This window comes from Rhizorhabdus sp. GW822-FHT03C02 (assembly GCF_058801765.1).
In genome coordinates this window covers 46938-63267 of record NZ_JBXANN010000014.1, presented here as the reverse complement: position 1 = coordinate 63267, position 16330 = coordinate 46938, and the positions used below count along the sequence as shown (strand labels likewise).

General features: G+C 67.5%; 16 protein-coding genes. 9 read left to right on the top strand and 7 right to left on the bottom strand.

The annotated features are described in order from the left end of the window. Positions 1–33: 33 nt before the first annotated feature. On the bottom strand, positions 34–672 hold the full coding sequence (locus tag AC1RM6_RS25965; RefSeq protein ID WP_493106706.1) for a hypothetical protein: 639 nt from the start codon (positions 670–672) through the stop codon (positions 34–36). Between the two features lie 198 nt (positions 673–870). On the opposite strand from AC1RM6_RS25965, the gene AC1RM6_RS25960 reads away from it, so the two are divergent. The 5 genes from AC1RM6_RS25960 to AC1RM6_RS25940 all read left to right on the top strand — a co-directional run bounded on the left by AC1RM6_RS25960 (position 871) and on the right by AC1RM6_RS25940 (position 6476). Then, positions 871–1581 carry a response regulator transcription factor gene (locus tag AC1RM6_RS25960; protein ID WP_493106704.1) on the top strand — a complete coding sequence of 237 codons (711 nt, stop codon included), beginning with the start codon at positions 871–873 and terminating at the stop codon, positions 1579–1581. Next, complete coding sequence (locus AC1RM6_RS25955; RefSeq protein WP_493106701.1) at positions 1578–2894, top strand: ATP-binding protein; 1317 nt, start codon at positions 1578–1580, stop codon at positions 2892–2894. The genes AC1RM6_RS25960 and AC1RM6_RS25955 overlap by 4 nt, the downstream gene beginning before the upstream one ends. A gap of 99 nt (positions 2895–2993) precedes the next feature. After that, positions 2994–3692, top strand: coding sequence for a carbonic anhydrase (locus tag AC1RM6_RS25950; RefSeq protein WP_493106699.1), 699 nt, complete (start codon positions 2994–2996; stop codon positions 3690–3692). Positions 3693–3697: 5 nt separating this feature from the next. Then, positions 3698–5206 (top strand): SulP family inorganic anion transporter, encoded by a 1509-nt coding sequence (locus tag AC1RM6_RS25945; RefSeq protein ID WP_493106899.1) that lies wholly within the window; start codon positions 3698–3700, stop codon positions 5204–5206. A gap of 430 nt (positions 5207–5636) precedes the next feature. Beyond that, on the top strand, positions 5637–6476 hold the full coding sequence (locus AC1RM6_RS25940) for a TorF family putative porin (RefSeq protein WP_493106698.1): 840 nt from the start codon (positions 5637–5639) through the stop codon (positions 6474–6476). A gap of 135 nt (positions 6477–6611) precedes the next feature. On the opposite strand, the gene AC1RM6_RS25935 is transcribed toward AC1RM6_RS25940, so the two are convergent. From AC1RM6_RS25935 to AC1RM6_RS25925, 3 genes are all read right to left on the bottom strand, one after another. Further along, positions 6612–6848, bottom strand: coding sequence for a hypothetical protein (locus AC1RM6_RS25935; protein ID WP_493106696.1), 237 nt, complete (start codon positions 6846–6848; stop codon positions 6612–6614). A gap of 249 nt (positions 6849–7097) precedes the next feature. Further along, complete coding sequence (locus tag AC1RM6_RS25930; protein ID WP_493106694.1) at positions 7098–8057, bottom strand: SDR family NAD(P)-dependent oxidoreductase; 960 nt, start codon at positions 8055–8057, stop codon at positions 7098–7100. Between the two features lie 109 nt (positions 8058–8166). Continuing rightward, positions 8167–9078, bottom strand: coding sequence for a LysR family transcriptional regulator (locus AC1RM6_RS25925; protein WP_493106692.1), 912 nt, complete (start codon positions 9076–9078; stop codon positions 8167–8169). Positions 9079–9189: 111 nt separating this feature from the next. Between AC1RM6_RS25925 and AC1RM6_RS25920 the strand changes: the two genes are divergently transcribed. Then, entirely contained in the window at positions 9190–10002 is an 813-nt protein-coding gene (locus tag AC1RM6_RS25920; protein WP_493106690.1) for an NAD(P)H-dependent oxidoreductase, read from the top strand. Positions 10003–10035: 33 nt separating this feature from the next. Here AC1RM6_RS25920 and AC1RM6_RS25915 read toward each other — a convergent pair whose 3' ends face one another. Continuing rightward, positions 10036–10941: a LysR family transcriptional regulator gene (locus tag AC1RM6_RS25915; protein ID WP_493106688.1), complete on the bottom strand. Its 906-nt coding sequence runs from the start codon at positions 10939–10941 to the stop codon at positions 10036–10038. Between the two features lie 115 nt (positions 10942–11056). On the opposite strand from AC1RM6_RS25915, the gene AC1RM6_RS25910 reads away from it, so the two are divergent. From AC1RM6_RS25910 to AC1RM6_RS25900, 3 genes are all read left to right on the top strand, one after another. Continuing rightward, positions 11057–11950: an NmrA family NAD(P)-binding protein gene (locus tag AC1RM6_RS25910; protein ID WP_493106686.1), complete on the top strand. Its 894-nt coding sequence runs from the start codon at positions 11057–11059 to the stop codon at positions 11948–11950. A gap of 102 nt (positions 11951–12052) precedes the next feature. Continuing rightward, positions 12053–12598, top strand: a complete 546-nt coding sequence (locus tag AC1RM6_RS25905) for a hypothetical protein (RefSeq protein ID WP_493106684.1) — start codon at positions 12053–12055, stop codon at positions 12596–12598. 274 nt (positions 12599–12872) lie between these two features. Then, positions 12873–14909 carry a M13 family metallopeptidase gene (locus AC1RM6_RS25900; protein WP_493106682.1) on the top strand — a complete coding sequence of 679 codons (2037 nt, stop codon included), beginning with the start codon at positions 12873–12875 and terminating at the stop codon, positions 14907–14909. Between the two features lie 34 nt (positions 14910–14943). Here the strand turns inward: AC1RM6_RS25900 and AC1RM6_RS25895 are convergent, their stop codons facing one another. Further along, complete coding sequence (locus AC1RM6_RS25895) at positions 14944–15156, bottom strand: hypothetical protein (RefSeq protein ID WP_493106680.1); 213 nt, start codon at positions 15154–15156, stop codon at positions 14944–14946. A 4-nt stretch (positions 15157–15160) separates the two neighbouring features. Then, positions 15161–16270, bottom strand: a complete 1110-nt coding sequence (locus AC1RM6_RS25890; protein ID WP_493106678.1) for a catalase family protein — start codon at positions 16268–16270, stop codon at positions 15161–15163. Positions 16271–16330: the final 60 nt, after the last annotated feature.

Sequence of the window (16330 nt, the reverse complement as noted above, 5' to 3'; positions counted from 1 at the left end):
CCGGTCCCGCACCCACGGAACCGGCCAATCCCGTCACTTCATGCTGAGCCTGGGCGCCAGCGTCGCGCGATAGGCGTCGACCGCCTGGAGCAGGCCGGCCGCCTCGGCGGGGACCAGCGCGTCGCGGACGTCGCCGCCGGCGCTGTCCTTGAGCTTGAAAGCCCAACTCGTCTTCGCGCCGGGCGCATAGCTCGCGGCGAGGCGACGGATCGTCGCTTCGTCGACCTCGAACGCGACATTTTTCGAGAAGGAGCACAGCCCGTTGGTCTCCTCGTTCGGGCAGGCGTCGGTGCCGTCGCGCGCGTGGAGCGGCTTGACCGTCTTCAGCCCGTCGACGCTCTCATAATGGGCGAGGGTATAGTCGCGGCGCGGGCCCCAGTAGCGGGTGAACTGGTGGACCTCGTAGCGGGTCGCGCCGGTGCGCTTGTCGATCACCGCGCGCAGATGATTGTCGGCCAGCGCCACGGTGTCGAGCGACCGGTTGAAGCGGTCATAAGCGGGCTTGGTCGAGATCGTCGTCACATGTTCGAGCGCGTCGTCCTCGACCAGCGCGGCCGCCCGCACCCTTTCCGGGGTCAGCCCGTAAACTTTATTTGGCAATTCGACGTTCGCAAGCGCGACAGCGGGGGCACCGATCAGCAGCGCGGTCATCGCGATCCTGGCAAAACGCATCGTCATCTCCTTGGCAATACCCCGCCATCGGGGCCGTTATGGCGAATCTGGAGGCGGCCTTTTGCTGTCCAGCGGCCGGTTGATGACAAATTGTTGCTGTGCGGAAAGCCTTGGGGCTGGGCGGTTGACCCCCGGGAAACGCGTACCTAGTTCGGTGTTACACAAGACATCATCGCAACAATCGGATCACAAACAGACGTGACAGCACCCACCATTCTTCTCGTCGAGGACGATCCCGGCCTGCGCACGGTTACCTCGCGCGCATTGCAGGAAAATGGCTTCGAAGTGCGTCCCGCCAGCTCGGCTCCCGAGATGTGGATAGGCTTCGAGGCATCGCCGGTCGACCTGGTCCTGCTCGACGTGATGCTGCCCGGCACCAACGGCATCGACCTGTGCCGCCAGATCCGCCAGCGCAGCGACGTGCCGATCATCTTCGTCAGCGCCAAGAACAGCGAGACCGACCGCGTCGTCGGACTCGAGCTGGGCGCCGACGATTATCTGCCCAAGCCGTTCGGGACCCGCGAGCTGATCGCCCGGGTCCGCGCGGTGCTGCGCCGCGGCGGCATGGACCGCCGCCACGGCGCGGGCGGCGAGGGCAAGGCGCGTTTCGGCGACTGGCTGGTCGATTTTCCGCGGCGCGAGCTGCTCAGCCCGAGCGGCGCGGTGGTCGACCTGACCGGAGCCGAATTCGACCTGCTGTCGAGCTTCCTCCATCATCCGCAGCGGGTGCTCAGCCGTGAACGGCTGATCGAATTGTCGCGCACCCGCTTGTCGGACTCGTCGGACCGCAGCATAGACGTGCTGATTAGCCGGCTGCGCCGCAAATTGTCGCTGCGCGGCGGGGTGCCGCCGATCGTTACCGTGCGCGGCACCGGCTATATGCTCAACGAGGAAGTGCACCGCTTTTGAGTCTGTTTCATCGGCGATCGATCGGCCTGATCGGCCAGATCTTCGCCATCGTCCTGCTGACGGTCGTGATCGAATTCGCGGTCAGCACGCTTCTCTACGAGCGGGCCAGCCGGCTGTCGGTGCGCGAGGACGAGGCGCATCGCCTCGCCGAGCATCTGGTGATCGTCAACAAGGTGCTCGCCGCGGGCGAAATCGCCGACCGGCCCGACCTCGCCGACCAGCTCACCACCGAACGCTATACGATCCGCTGGCGCGCCGAGCGCGGCCAGCCGCCGCCGGCAGCCCCGGCGCTGCCGCAGATGCGGTCGCAGGTCACGGTCTGGGAACCGGCGCTCGCCCAGCGCCAGCTGCGCCTCTGGCTCAAGTCGCCGGGGCGCAACAATGTCGTGTTCGGACAGATGCGGCTCGGCGACGGCAGCTGGGTCGAATTCATCGCGCCGCGGCTGCTCGAGGAAAGCACCTTCTTCGCCAACCGCATCCTGCTCGCGCTGGTGCCGGCGCTCGCGATCATCCTGCTCGGCGGGCTGCTGGTCCGCCATATCCTCAACCCGTTGCGCAGCCTCGCGACCGCCGCCGACGCGATCGGCCATGGCCGGCCGACGACATTGGCCGAACAGGGGCCCAGCGAGGTGCGCCGGGTGATCCATGCCTTCAACGGCATGCAGGCGCGGATCACGGGGCTGATCGACGACCGCACCCAGGCGCTCGCCGCGGTCGGGCACGACCTGCGCACCCCGATCGCGCGGATGCGGTTGCGTGCCGACGGCATCGATCAGGATGCGCTGCGCGAGGCGATGACCCGCGATCTCGAGGAGGTCGATGCGATGCTGTCGTCGCTGTCGGCCTTTTTCGGCGGCGATAGCGATCCCGAAAATCCGGTGCCGATCGACATCGCGGTGACGCTGGCGACGATCGTCGACGATGCCAGCGACCATGGCCGCGCGGCGCGCTATATCGGTCCCGACCATTATGACGTCCGCGTCCGCCCGAGCGGGATGAAGCGGGCGATCGGCAATCTCGTCAACAATGCCCTCCAATATGGCCAGTCGGTCACCGTCACCCTGCGCTCGACCGCCGGCGAAGTGGTGATCGCGGTCGAGGATGACGGCCCCGGCATTCCCCAGGCGGCGATGGAAAGCGTGCTCAAGCCGTTCCAGCGGCTCGACCCGGCGCGCAGCCGCAACACCATTGGTCTGGGGCTCGGCCTCGCGATCGCCGACGCCGCGGTCCAGCGCGAGGACGGCACGCTACGCCTGTCGAACCGGCCGCAGGGCGGGCTGAAAGTCGAGATTAGATTGCCGAAAAGCGCGTAGAAACACTAAGTTACAAAAACGCTGCACTGCGGCAAAATGCGATCGCCATCCTTGTATCATCCGCCCCCGATGTGGGCGCATGTTGCAAGGAGTACTCCCATGAACGAGCTTCTCGGTCGCGTCTTCAGCTTTGAGAAGCAGGTTTTTCCCGGCCAGGCTGCGCTCTATGGCAAGCTGGTGCGGGATGGTCAGAGCCCCAAGGCGCTGATGATATCCTGCGCGGATTCGCGCGTCATTCCCGAACATATCATGCAGGCCCAGCCCGGCGATCTGTTCGTCTGCCGCAACGCCGGCAATATCGTCCCGCCCTACAGCTCGGCCAATGGCGGGGTCACCTCGACCGTCGAATATGCGGTGATGGTGCTCGGCGTCAGCGACATCATCGTCTGTGGCCATTCGGACTGCGGCGCGATGAAGGGCCTCAACAATCTCGAAGGCCTCGGCCGGATGCCGAACGTCGCCGCCTGGCTGCGCCATTCGCACGCCGCGCTCGAGGTGGTGAACGAAGCCTATCCGCACCTCGACGAGGCCGAGCGCGTCCGCGCGGTCAGCCTGGAAAATGTCGTCGCCCAGATCAACCATCTGCGCACCCATCCGTCGGTCGCCGCCGAGATCGCGCGCGGCAGGATCGCGCTCCATGGCTGGTTCGTCGACATCCATGACGGGACCATCCTCGGCCTCGACGGCGAAACCGGCGCCTTCGAACTGCTGAGCGCCGAGCGTCCGCTGCCGATCGCGGTTCCCGCCGTGCAGCGCCTCGCCGCCGCGCAGTTCGCGCATGCGGAAGCCGCCGAATGACATCGTTGCTGTCCATGTTCAGCGGCAAGACGCTGTCGCGTGACTTCACCGCGTCGATCGTCGTCTTCCTCGTCGCGATGCCGCTGTGCATGGGCATCGCGATCGCCTCGGGGGTGCCGCCCGAAAAGGGGTTGATCACCGGGATCATCGGCGGTCTCGTCGTCGGCGCGCTCGCGGGATCACCGCTCCAGGTCAGCGGCCCCGCCGCCGGCCTGGCGGTGATCGTGTTCGAGATCGTCCAGAAACAGGGGCTGTCCGCGCTCGGGCCGATCCTGATCCTCGCGGGCATCTTCCAGGTCGCGGCCGGCATCTTCCGCCTCGGCGGCTGGTTCCGCGCGATCTCGCCGGGCGTCGTCCACGGCATGCTCGCGGGCATCGGCGTGCTGATCGTCGTCGGCCAGTTCCACGTCATGTTCGACGACAAGCCCTTGCCCAGCGGTCTGCAGAATCTCGCGGCGATGCCGGGCCAGATTCTCGGCCTGTCGACCAGTATCGCCGGCGCCGAACTGGCGGTGCTCGTCGGCCTGATCACGATCGGGACGATGCTCGCCTGGGAGAAGTTCCGGCCCGCGGCGCTGCGGCTGGTGCCGGGCGCGCTGGTCGGGGTCGTCGCCGGCACGCTGGTCGCCTTCCTTGGCGGGCTCGACGTGGTGCGGGTCAATGTGCCCGAATCGATCGTCGCCGCCGTCGTGTTGCCGGGGCCCGATATCCTGTCGCGGCTGATCGATCCGTCGATCCTCGTCACCGCGCTCGCCATCGCCTTCATCGCCAGCGCCGAGACCTTGCTGTCGGCGGCGGCGGTCGACCGGATGCATGACGGGGTCCGCACCGACTATAACAAGGAATTGCGCGCGCAGGGCATCGGCAACATGCTGTGCGGTGCCGCGGGGTCGATCCCGATGACCGGGGTGATCGTGCGCTCGTCGGCGAACGTCCAGGCGGGTGCGATGACCCGGCTGTCGGCGATCCTGCACGGCGCCTGGATCCTCGCCTTCGTCGCGTTGCTGCCCTGGCTGCTGCGCGAGATCCCGATGGCGGCGCTCGCCGGCATCCTCGTCGTCACCGGCTGGCGGCTGGTCAGCCTCCACCATGTCCGTCACCTGTTCCAGAATTACGGCCCGCTGCCGGCGGTGATCTGGGCGGCGACGCTGATCATGGTGGTCGCGACCGACCTGCTGACCGGGGTGATCGTCGGCCTCGCGCTGACGCTGATCGAACTGATCCCGCATGCCCGCAGGCTGCGGCTGAAGGTCGACCAGAGCGAGGACGACCAGCGCTGCGTGATCGTGCTCAACGGCACCGCGACCTTCCTGTCGCTGCCGCGGCTGTCGGCGGCGCTCGACGCCACCCCGGCCGGGCGCCCGGTCCGGATCGACATCCAGCGGTTGCGCCATATCGACCATACCTGCGCCGAGATGCTCAGCGAATGGCTCCAGCGTCGCCGCGCGGGTGGCGGAAGCATCGAGTTCAATGGCGATCCCACGCGATTGAAGGGGCTCGCCCCGGCGCATTGACGAGACACATCGAGCTTGGGGGCCGGCACGCCTGGTCGGCCCCCCTGTAGCCCCGCGCAGCGCCCTTCGCGCGGAGGCTGTCCCACCGGCCCGGAGTCGCGGAGGTCCCCCTTCCGCAGCTTCGGGCCGGACCAGTTTCGGACGGAGCACGCCCCGCCTGCGCCGATAATTGTCCGACATCCGGAAACATTTCGACATGAATTAGACAATATCGTTAACATTGCAGCATTGCACCAGACAATAACCGTATCATCAAAGTCACTATTCGTGACAACATAGTAAACGCGGTCGCAAATCCCATTATCAAACCGCCGGGCGATGTTAGTCCTCGATCGTTCAATAGTGATCGCCGGACCAGCTACTGGATCCGCACCGATAAAATCGCGACGCTGAACGGGAGGAGGGACATAGGCAATATAAGGGGATTTGAATGCGCACCAAGATCATGCTTGCCACCGCCGCCTCGCTGCTGGCGGTCGCTCCGGCCGCGGCGCAGGAGGCACCTGCCGGGCCCTTCACCGTCTCGGGTTCGGTGGCGCTGGTGTCCGACTATCGTTTCCGCGGCGTTTCGCAGTCCGACGAGGAACTGGCGGTCCAGGGTGGCCTGAGCGTCACCCATGAGAGCGGGCTCTATGCCGGCACCTGGGCGTCCAACCTGTCGGGCTGGGGCACGTTCGGCGGCTCGAACACCGAACTCGACCTCTATGGCGGCTTCAAGAAGACGCTGGGCAACGGCCTGACCGTCGACGCCGGCCTGCTGTGGTACATGTATCCGGGCGGCGCGTCGGACACCGACTTCGCCGAGCCCTATATCAAGCTCAGCACCACCTATGGCCCCGCGACGATCCTCGCCGGCGTCGCCTATGCGCCCAAGCAGCAGGCGCTCGGCAAATGGTACAACAACGCGGCTTCCTATGCGACGGGCATCCCCGACGCGCCGGGCAAGAAGAACGACAATCTCTATCTGTGGGGCGACGTCAGCGGCGGCATCCCGAACACGCCGATCACGGTGAAGGCGCATCTCGGCTATTCGCACGGCAATTCGGGCCTCGGCCCGAACGGCACCAGCGTCGCGCCGACCGGCGAATATCTCGACTGGATGGCGGGCGCCGACTATGCGCTCGGCCCGGTCGTGCTCGGGGTCGCCTATACCGACACCAACATCAGCACGTCGGACGGCACCTATCTGCGTCCCAATTTCGGCTCGACCAAGAACGGCAAGCCGATCTCGGGCAAGCAGGTCGTGTTCTCGATCTCGGCGGCTTTCTGACGGCAAAGGAGCCGGTCCCATCGGGGCCGGCTCCGCAGCATCATCTGTAGCGTAACGAAAAAGGGGCCGCGGTGCGAACCGCGGCCCCTTTGCCGTTTCAGGCCGGCCTTGGCGGCCGGCCCCTCTCCATCACTGTCAGCGTGAAGCGCAGCGTGCGGCATAAGCGGTGTCGGGCAGCGCGGTCTTGCCCGGCGGGGTCACCTGCGCCGGCTTGACCGCGCAATCCTTGTCGGCGGCGATCGGGCGATAGACCGGCGCCAGGCCCTTCGCGGGCGGCAGCATCAGTCGGGTGTGGGTTTCCGAAATCCCGGCCGCCGAGGCGGCGGTCGCGCCGACGGCCAGCGAAGCGGCGAGGGCGAGGCGAAGCAACATCATATTCTCCTGCTCATTGTTACTGAAACAGAAGATGGCGATCCTGTTTTGCTCCGATGTCCCGGCTTTGTGAGGAAATATTGCTGGCGATGCGGTTTCATGTCTGGCCGCCGCCGATGATTGCCGGGCGCTCCCTTCCTTCGTCATTCCGGGCTTGATCCGGAATCTCTTTGCCTTTGGCGGCGGAAGAAGATGTGAGATCCCGGATGGCATCCGGGATGACGAAGAAGGGTTAGTGGAGCAGGCGCTTCAGAAGGTCTCGCCGACCATCGCCTCGCTTTTCGCCCACAAGGCGCGGGCATGGTCGGGGTCGATCGCATAGGGACGCACCCCGTCGCGGACGCCGTCGGTGCTGATCGGGGCGACCCGGCAATCGGCGCAGTAGCGACCGCCGACCGCATCGGCATCGGCGACGATCGCGGCCCAGATCGAGGTCGCGGCGCCCTGCGGGATCGTCTTGAGCAGGAAGGGCGGCTCGCCCGGGGCATGGCTGGCCGCGACCTGGGCGATCAGCGTCTCGACCTCGGCCTCGCTCATGTGGCGGACCAGCTCGGTGTAGATCACGCCGGGGTGGACCGCGGTCGCGCGAATGCCGCGGTCGCGATGGCGGCGGTCGAATTCGACCGCGAACAGGATGTTGGCCGTCTTCGAGCGGCCATAAGCGACGAACGGCTCATAAGGGGTGCGTTCGAAATTCGGATCGTCGAGATCGACATCGGCATAGCGATGCCCCGCCGACGACAGGCTCACCACCCGCGCGCCGTCGTTCAGCAGCGACGCGATCCGGTTGACCAGCACGAAATGGCCGAGATGGTTGGTGCCGAACTGGGTCTCGAACCCGTCTTTGGTCAGGCCCTGCGGGCAGGCCATCACCCCGGCATTGGCGATCACCGCATCGAACCCGCGGCCGTCGGCGACCAGCGCGTCGGCGCAGGCGCGCACGCTGGCGAGCGAGGCGAGATCGAACTCGACGAAATCGAGGCTGCCGCCCGCGGCTTCGGCCTGCTGGCGCACCGCCTCGGTCGCGGCGCGCGCCTTGGCGAGATCGCGCACCGCGCCGACGACGCTTGCGCCATGCGCGGCGAGGACGCGGGCGGTCTCGATGCCGAGGCCCGCCGAGACGCCGGTCACCAATATATGCCTGCCGGCCAGCGATACGCCGTCGAGCAGTTCGTCGGTCGTGGTGGTGGCGCCGAAGATTGCGGTCATGACCAGTCTCTCCATTTCTCGGGTGTCGCCCCGATATAGGGAGCCTCCGGCGCAGCCGATCTTCCGATCCTCGCTTTCTCTTGCCCGATCCTCCCGAAACGATGCCCGGCTATTCGGCGGCATGATCGGCGACGATCGCGACGATCCTGTCGCGCAGCCAGCGCTGGAGCGGGTGGGTGGTGGTCCGATCGTGCCACACCATCGCAATCTCGAAGCCGGCGACCGGCACCGGCGGTGCGAGCAGCTGAAGCAGGTCGGCGCGGTCGCGGACGATCCGCCGCGGGACCAGAGCGATCATGTCCGACCGCGCGACGATCTCGGGCACCACCAGGAATCCGGGCGCCGACAGCACGACGTTGCGGCTGCGCCCGACCGCCGCTAGCGCGTCGTCGGTGGGGCCGTGGAAGCCGCTGCCCTGCGGCGAGACGATGACATGGTCGAGTGCGCAGAAGCCATCGAGATCGAGCGTGCCGCGCACCGCCGGATGGTCGTGTCGGGCGATCGCGACATAATCCTCGCGGTAGAGCCGCCGCATCCGCAGCATGTCGGGCGCGGTCTCGGGGGTCATCAGCGCCAGGTCGATCTCGCCACGCTCGGTCAGGCCGGCGAGCGCCATCGCATCGATCGTCCGCGCGGCGATGCGGATGCCCGGCGCCTCGCGGCGCAGCGCCCGGGCGAGCGGCATCAGCACCGCGAGCTGGCCATAGTCGCTCGCGGCGATCGCCACCGTCGCGGTCGCGCGGGCGGGATCGAACGCCGCCCCCTGCTGGACGACCTGGCGTACCCCTTCGAGCGCCTCGTGCAGCGGTGCCTGCAACTCGAGCGCACGCTGGGTCGGTATCATCCCGCGCGGCGCGGGCAGCAGCAGCGGATCGCCGAACAGGTCGCGCAGCCGTGCCAGCCGCGCCGACAAGGCCGGCTGGCTCAGGTTCAGCCGCCGCGCCGCCCGCGACAGGTTGCGCTCGGCGAGCAGCATGTCGAGCGTGGCGAGCAGGGTCAGGTCGAGCGTAAAGATATCCATAGGATTTATACCAGCACAGAGGATATTCGATTTCAACTATGGCTGGGCCGTCGCCAGATAGGCCGTCGACGGCGATCGTCGCGATGCGCCGGCGAAATATTCGAGGAAATCATGGCCCATATCCTGATCGTTCATGCCCATCCCGAACCCCGGTCGCTGACCAGCGCGCTCAAGGACCGCGCGGTCGCCACCCTGACCGCGCAGGGCCATGCGGTGGAGGTCTCCGACCTATACGCCATGGGCTGGAAGGCGGTCGCCGATGCCGACGATTTCCGGGACCGGGCGCGGCCCGAGCGGCTCGCTTATGGTGCGGAGTCGCGTCACGCCTTCGCATCGGGGACGCAGATGTCCGACGTCGCCGCCGAACAGGCGAAGCTGCTCCGGGCCGATGCGGTGATCTTCAGCTTCCCCTTATGGTGGTTCGGGATGCCGGCGATCCTCAAGGGCTGGATCGATCGGGTCTATGCCGCCGGCTTCGCTTATGGCGTCGGCCAGCATGGCGGTGAACGCTGGGGCGAGCGCTATGGCGAGGGCGTGCTCAGCGGCCGCCGGGCGATGCTCGCGGTGACGATCGGCGGCCGCGAACCCCATTATGGCGATCGCGGGGTCAATGGCCGGCTCGAGGAGATCCTCTGGCCGATCCAGCACGGCATGTTCTTCTATCCGGGCATGGCGGTGCTGCCGCCCTTCGCGATCTTCCAGAGCAACCATCTCGCCGAGGCCGACTGGCCCGCGGTCGCCGCGGCCTGGGATGCGCGGCTGGCCGGGCTGTTCGATGATGCACCGATCGCCTTCCGCACCCAGAATGGCGGCCATTATGACGGCCGGCAGGTGCTCAAGCCGGGGCTGGGCGAGGGGTTCGGGACCGACATCCACCTCGTGCGGCCCGGCGATCCGGCGGAGAAGCTGGCGCGGACGGCCTGAGGAGGACTGCGAAAGGCGGCCCTCCGCCGCGCGTCATCGCCCGGCCAGCACCCCTTCGACGAAGTCGAGAAAGGCGCCGACCTTGGCCGGGCGGTGGCGGCGCGACGGGTGGATCGCGTGGAGTACGAAGCGTTCGCCATCCCAGTCGGGGAACAGGTCGACGAGCGATCCGTCGGCGACCGCAGCGCCGGTGCCGAGCGCCATGATCTGGCAGATGCCGGCGCCGGCCCGGCAGGCGTCGAGCATCGTCCCCGAATCCGACGTCATCAGCCGCGCACGGATCGCCACCGGCAGGATCTCGGCGCCGCGGCGGAATTCCCAGTCATAGGCGCGGCCATGCGCGGCGTCCCAGAAGTCGATACAGTCATGCGCGCCGAGTTGCGACGGATGGGACGGCCGGCCGCGCGCGGCGAGATAGGCAGGGGCCGCGACGGTCAGGATGCGGGTGTCGACCAGCTTGCGCGCGACGAACGACCCCGGCGGCGGATCGCCGAAGCGCAACGCCAGATCGAAGCCGTCGGCGACGAGATCGCCGACCGCGTCGCGCATGATCAGTTCGATCCGCAGGTCGGGCCAGGCGGCGAGGAAGCCCGGCAGGTGCCGCGCGAGGATGGTGCGCGAGAAGAAGGGGTCCATATTGACCCGCAGCCGGCCGCGGACATGCGCGCCCGCCCCGGCGGCTTCGGCGGCAGCCGCCTCGATTCCGTCGAGATGCGGCCCGACCGCCGCGTGGAAGCGACGCCCCTCGTCGGTCAGCCGCATCGTCCGGGTGGTGCGGTCGATCAGCCGCACCCCGACCCGCGCCTCGAGCCGGGCGACCGCGCGCCCGACCCCCGAGGGCGACAGACCGAGCGACTCGGCGGCGCGCACCATGCTGCCTGCCTCGACCACCGCCATCAGCACCGTCACCCCGGCCAGCAGCCGCCCATCATAGGTCATCGGTCATCGCCCATTCCTGAATCTGTGTCCGGACTATGGTGACATATCGGCGTTCGAAGCCGCAGTGCCAAGCGGCTAGTCATGATGGTCATCAGCCAGGAACAAGGAGACCATCATGTTTGCCATCACTGCGATCACCGGCAAGGTCGGCGGCGCGCTGGCGCGGACGCTGCTCGACGACGGGCAAAGTGTCCGCGCGATCGTCCGCGATGCGGACAAGGGCGCGCCCTGGGCGGCCCGGGGCTGCGACGTCGCGATCGCCGATGTCGATGCGGTCGATCCGCTGGCCGCGGCGCTGGCTGGTGTCGAGGGGGCGTTCATCCTGTTGCCGCCGGCGTTCGATCCCATGCCGGGCCTTGCCGAGGCGAGGTCGCGGATCGCGGTGATCCGCGAGGCGGTGCTGCGGGCCGCGCCGCCAAAGCTGGTGGTGCTGTCGACGATCGGCGCCGAGGCGACCGAGCCCAATCTGCTGAGCGCGCTCGGCCTGCTCGAGGCCGGGCTGGCCGACCTGCCGATGCCGGTCGCCTTTCTGCGCGCCGCGTGGTTCATCGACAATGCCGAATGGGATATCGCGTCGGCCGCTGGGGAGGGTGTGATCCATTCCCATTTGCAGCCGCTCGACCGACCGGTGGCGATGGTCGCGACCGCCGATGTCGGTAGCACCGCCGCTGCGCTGCTGCGCGAGGACTGGAGAGGCACGCGCGTCGTCGAACTCGAAGGCCCGGCGCGGGTCAGTCCGGCGATGATCGCCGCCGCCTTCGCCGATGCGCTCGGTCGCCCGGTGCGTGCCGAGGCGGTGCCGCGCGCCGCATGGGAGGCGATCTTCCGCGCACAGGGCATGGCGAACCCGATGCCGCGGATGCGGATGATCGACGGCTTCAACGAGGGCTGGATCGATTTCGCCGACCAAGGCGCCGGTGCCCGTAAGGGCCGGATCGGCATCGGCCCCGCGATCGCCGCACTGGTCGACCGGCACCGCGAACAGGAGAAAGGTTCGCAGCGGTCCTAATCGGCCGAAGGCGGTGGCAATGTCGCCGAAAATGGCTAGGATTTCAGCCGGCGCTGAAGGGGAAACGGGGTCTTTCGGGATCGTCCGAACCAGGAGTGGCGCATGCGGAAATCCTTGCCGGCCTTGCTTATGATCGCATCGATCCTGACCCCGTCGCTGGCCGAGGGCCGCAAGCCCGCGCCCAGCCCGAAGAAGGTCGCGCCGAAGCCGTTGCCGGTGTTCGAATTTCTCGGGCAGGACAGCGAGACGCCGACGACGATGACCGAGCTCAACGGCCGCCCGTGCAGCGGCACGGTCAAGATGAGCTGCGCGAATATCGGGCTCGCGACGATCGGCGGCGAGCATGTCTTCTACCTGACGATGAACTATTATCAGGCCCGGCTGTACCGGGTGAGCGCCCGGTTCGAGGCGCGCTCCTTCCTGCCGCTGCTGGCGGCGTTCAGCGAGAAATATGGCAAGCCGGCGATCACCACCCGCAAGATGCAGGCGCGCGGCGGGGCGCTGGTGTCGGGGAGTGTCGCGAGCTGGCGCTTCAAGGGCGGCACCCTCGACCTGGTCGAGAAGGACGGTGCGGTCGATGCGGGCCAGTTCCTGTTCCTGTCGAAGGACAATCAGCCGCCGCCCGACAAGCCGATCGTCGATTTTTGAGGGGAGGGGTCGGGTGTTTGCGGTTTCGTCGTCACCCCGGGGCCTGTTCCGATAGGCGCTCTCCCCTTCGTCATTCCGGGCTCGACCCGGAATCTCTTTGCCTTTGGCGCGCGGAAGAAGAAGTGAGATCCCGGATTAAATCCGGGATGACGGGCCCGCTCAAGGGAGACGGGCAATGTAAGCCCACGCGACGGGATCCTGGCTGGCGCCGGGTGGCTGGAATGCGGCGGTGCTTTAGGCTAGCAACACTGTCATCGCATCGCAGGGGTCACGCATGAAATTGCTTCTTCTCGCCTCGGTTGCCGCCGCCGCACTGGCGACCGCTCCGCTTATCGCCCAGGAGGCGCCGGTCATCGACGGCAAGGTGGCGACCGCCGCCCACGCCAAACCCTATGAGCCATGGGGCGTCGATCTTTCGGCGCGCGACCTGTCGGTCAAGCCGGGCAATGATTTCGCGGCCTATGCGAGCGGCGCCTGGGACAAGCGCACCGAGATTCCGTCGGACCAGGCCTCGGCGGGGGTCGATTACGACGTGTTCAACCTGTCGCAGATCCAGCTGCGCAGCCTGATCGAGGCGGCGCCGCCGACCAGCCTGATCGGCGGCCTCTACCGCAGCTTCATGGACGAGAAGACCGTCGACGCGCTCGATGCCAAGCCGCTGGCGGCCGATCTCGCGAAGATCGCCGCGGCGTCCGACAAGACCGGCTTCGCCGCGCTCAACGGCGCGCAGGCGGGCGGGTTCGGGCTGCCGCTCTTCTCGATCGACGTCTATTCGGATCCGAACCGGCCCGGCATCAACGCGCTCTATGTCGGCCAGGCCGGCCTCGGCCTGCCCGACCGCGATTATTATCTCCAGCCCGGTTTCAAGCCGCAGCTCACCGCCTATCGCGCCTTTGTCGAACGGGCGCTGGCGATGGCGGGCTATCCCGATCCCGCGGTCCATGCCGACGCGATCCTGGCGTTCGAGACCGAGATCGCCAAGGTCAGCTGGGCCAAGGCCGATCGGCGCGAGCTCGAAAAGACCAACAATCCGATGACGCTGGCGCAACTGGCCGCGCTCGCCCCCGATTTCCCGTGGAAGACCTATCTCGACGCCGCCGGGGTTCCCGACCCGGGCACGATGATCGTCAACGAGAAATCGGCGATGCCGGCGATCGCGGCGATCTTCGCCAAGACCCCGCTCGACACGCTCAAGGCGTGGAACAGCTTCCACACCATCTACCAGGCGTCGCCGTATCTCTCGAAGCGCTTCGTCGACAGCCGGTTCGAGTTCGTCCGCAGCCTGTCGGGGGTCTCGGCACAGCGCCCGCGCTGGAAGCGCGGCACGACGCTGGTCGACGGTTCGCTCGGCGAGGAGGTCGGCCGCGCCTATGTCGCCGACTATTTCCCGCCGGCGTCGAAGGCGGCGATGGAACAGCTGATCGCCAATCTCAAGGCGGCGATGGCCGATCGCATCAAGGGCGCGCCCTGGATGAGCCCGTCGACCAAGACCGAGGCGCTCGCCAAGCTCAGCGCGATGAAGGTGATGGTCGGCTATCCCGACAAATGGCGCGACTATTCGGGGCTGCGGATCGAGGCCGGTGATCTCTACGGCAATGTCGAACGCAGCCATGCCTTCGAATGGCGCTATTCGCTCACCGACCTCAACAAGCCGGTCGACAGCGGCAAGTGGCTGATGACCCCGCAGACGGTGAACGCCTATAATGGCGGCGAGGAAAACAAGATCGTGTTCCCCGCCGGCATCCTCCAGCCGCCTTATTTCAATCCCAAGGCCGATGCCGCGGTCAATTATGGCGCCGCCGGCGCGATCATCGGCCATGAGATCAGCCATGGCTTCGATGACCAGGGCCGCAAGATCGATGCCGCCGGCAAGATGCGCGACTGGTGGACCCCCGAGGACGCGAAGCGCTTCGACGCGCAGGCCGAGATTTTCGGCAAGCAATATGACAAGTTCGAAGCGGTGCCGGGAATGTTCGTCAACGGCAAGCTGACGATGGGCGAGAATATCGCCGACCTCGCCGGACTGCTGATCGCGCATGATGCCTATATCCGCTCGCTCGGCGGCAAGCCGGCGCCGGTGATCGACGGGCTGACCGGCGACCAGCGCTTCTTCCTCGCCTTCGCGCAGAGCTGGCGCGACAAGCAGCGCCCCGACGCGGTCAAGCAGCAGGTCGCGTCCGATCCGCACACCCCGTCGCGCTTCCGCACGATCGGTCCGGTGCGCGACATCGACGCCTGGTATGCGGCGTTCGGGGTCAAGCCGGGCGACGCCTTCTACGTCGCACCGGCGGATCGCCCGCGGATCTGGTGATGTGCTCCGGCGGGCGTCGGCCCGCCGGTCACTGTCAAAAGCCTTCAGTGCCCTTGTGATCGCCGAAGCCGCCGGCGCTCATCGCGTCATTGTCGGCCTTCGCCCGCTTCTCGCCACGGGCAAGATCGCCGGCATCCTCCTTGCCGAGCGGCTTGGCGTCGCCGAGCGGCGCGGTGCGCTGCGCGGTCGCGTCGTCGCTGCGGGCGATCGCTGCATCGGGCGTCTGTCCGGGGTTTTTCTCTTCCATGCGATCACTCCGCCGGCTGGAATTCGGCATGGTGGAACGGGCAAGCGTTCACTGCGCCGCGGAACGCCTGCGACTTCTCGTAGACCGTCCGGCGCGCGCGGTTGATCGCGCCGAGCGGCTGGAAGGCGGCGAGACCGTGCCACGGGCTGAACGCCAGATCGGCCTCCTCGCGCTCGGTCACGCCATGCTGCCAGCTCGGATGCGGTTCGGCGACGATCCGGGCGACCGGGCGGAACGGGCTGACCGCCTCGTCCCAGACGACGGTCGGGTCCTCGACCGGCATCGCCTCGAGATCGGTGCAGAGCTGGACCCGCAACTCCCATTCGCCGCCGCGGGTGCCGACCACCTCGTTGACGTCCTCGCGCAGCGCGTCGGGGCGCCCATGGGCATTGACCTTGTCGCCCTTGAGATCGACCAGCCATGGCGAGACCGGCGCGACCGAGAATTTGGCGATATAGTCGCCGAACCGGAACGGCACCTGGCTGAAATAGATATCGCCGAGCGGATGGGTGTTGGGCGCGCCGCCGAGCATCGACACCAGCGAACTTTTGAGGCCGACGGTTTCGAGCGCGCCCTCGACGACCTGCAGCGTCGCCGACACCGCCTTTTTGAGGCCCTCGACATGGTCGGTGGTCGCGGCGAGGCCCTTGAGCCCCGGCAGGAACTTGGCCGGGGTCGCCTGGCCGAAGGCCGGGCCGTTGACCATCACGAAATCCTGGCCGTCCTCGGCCGGCGATCCCGGCAGCCGCTCGCCCTCGACGTCGAAAATCTTGAGCGCCAATCCGCGCGGGCCGCTGACGCTGTCGTCGAGGATATCGGCGGGGCCAGTCGAGATCCGCAGCACCGCATCGTGCTCGCCCGGGGTTGCGAACAGACCCTGCGCCAGTTCGGGCGGCAGCCCGTCGAGGATCGTCACCCGCGCCTTGATCAGCCCATGGCCCTTGGCATGGAGCCCGCGCACCGGGTTGCCATAATGTTCGCGGGTGGTGTGTTGCATCTCGCCGACCACCTCGTTCAGCCCGTCGATCGCTTCGGCTTCATTCGCCTCGACCTTTTCGACCGAGGGGGAATAATGGACCGGCGCGCGCGACACGGGGTGGGACGGATGGGACATGGGGGGACGCTCCTGAGGAAGTTGCGACCGAAGAACGCCTCGATTCCCTGCGGGTTGCCG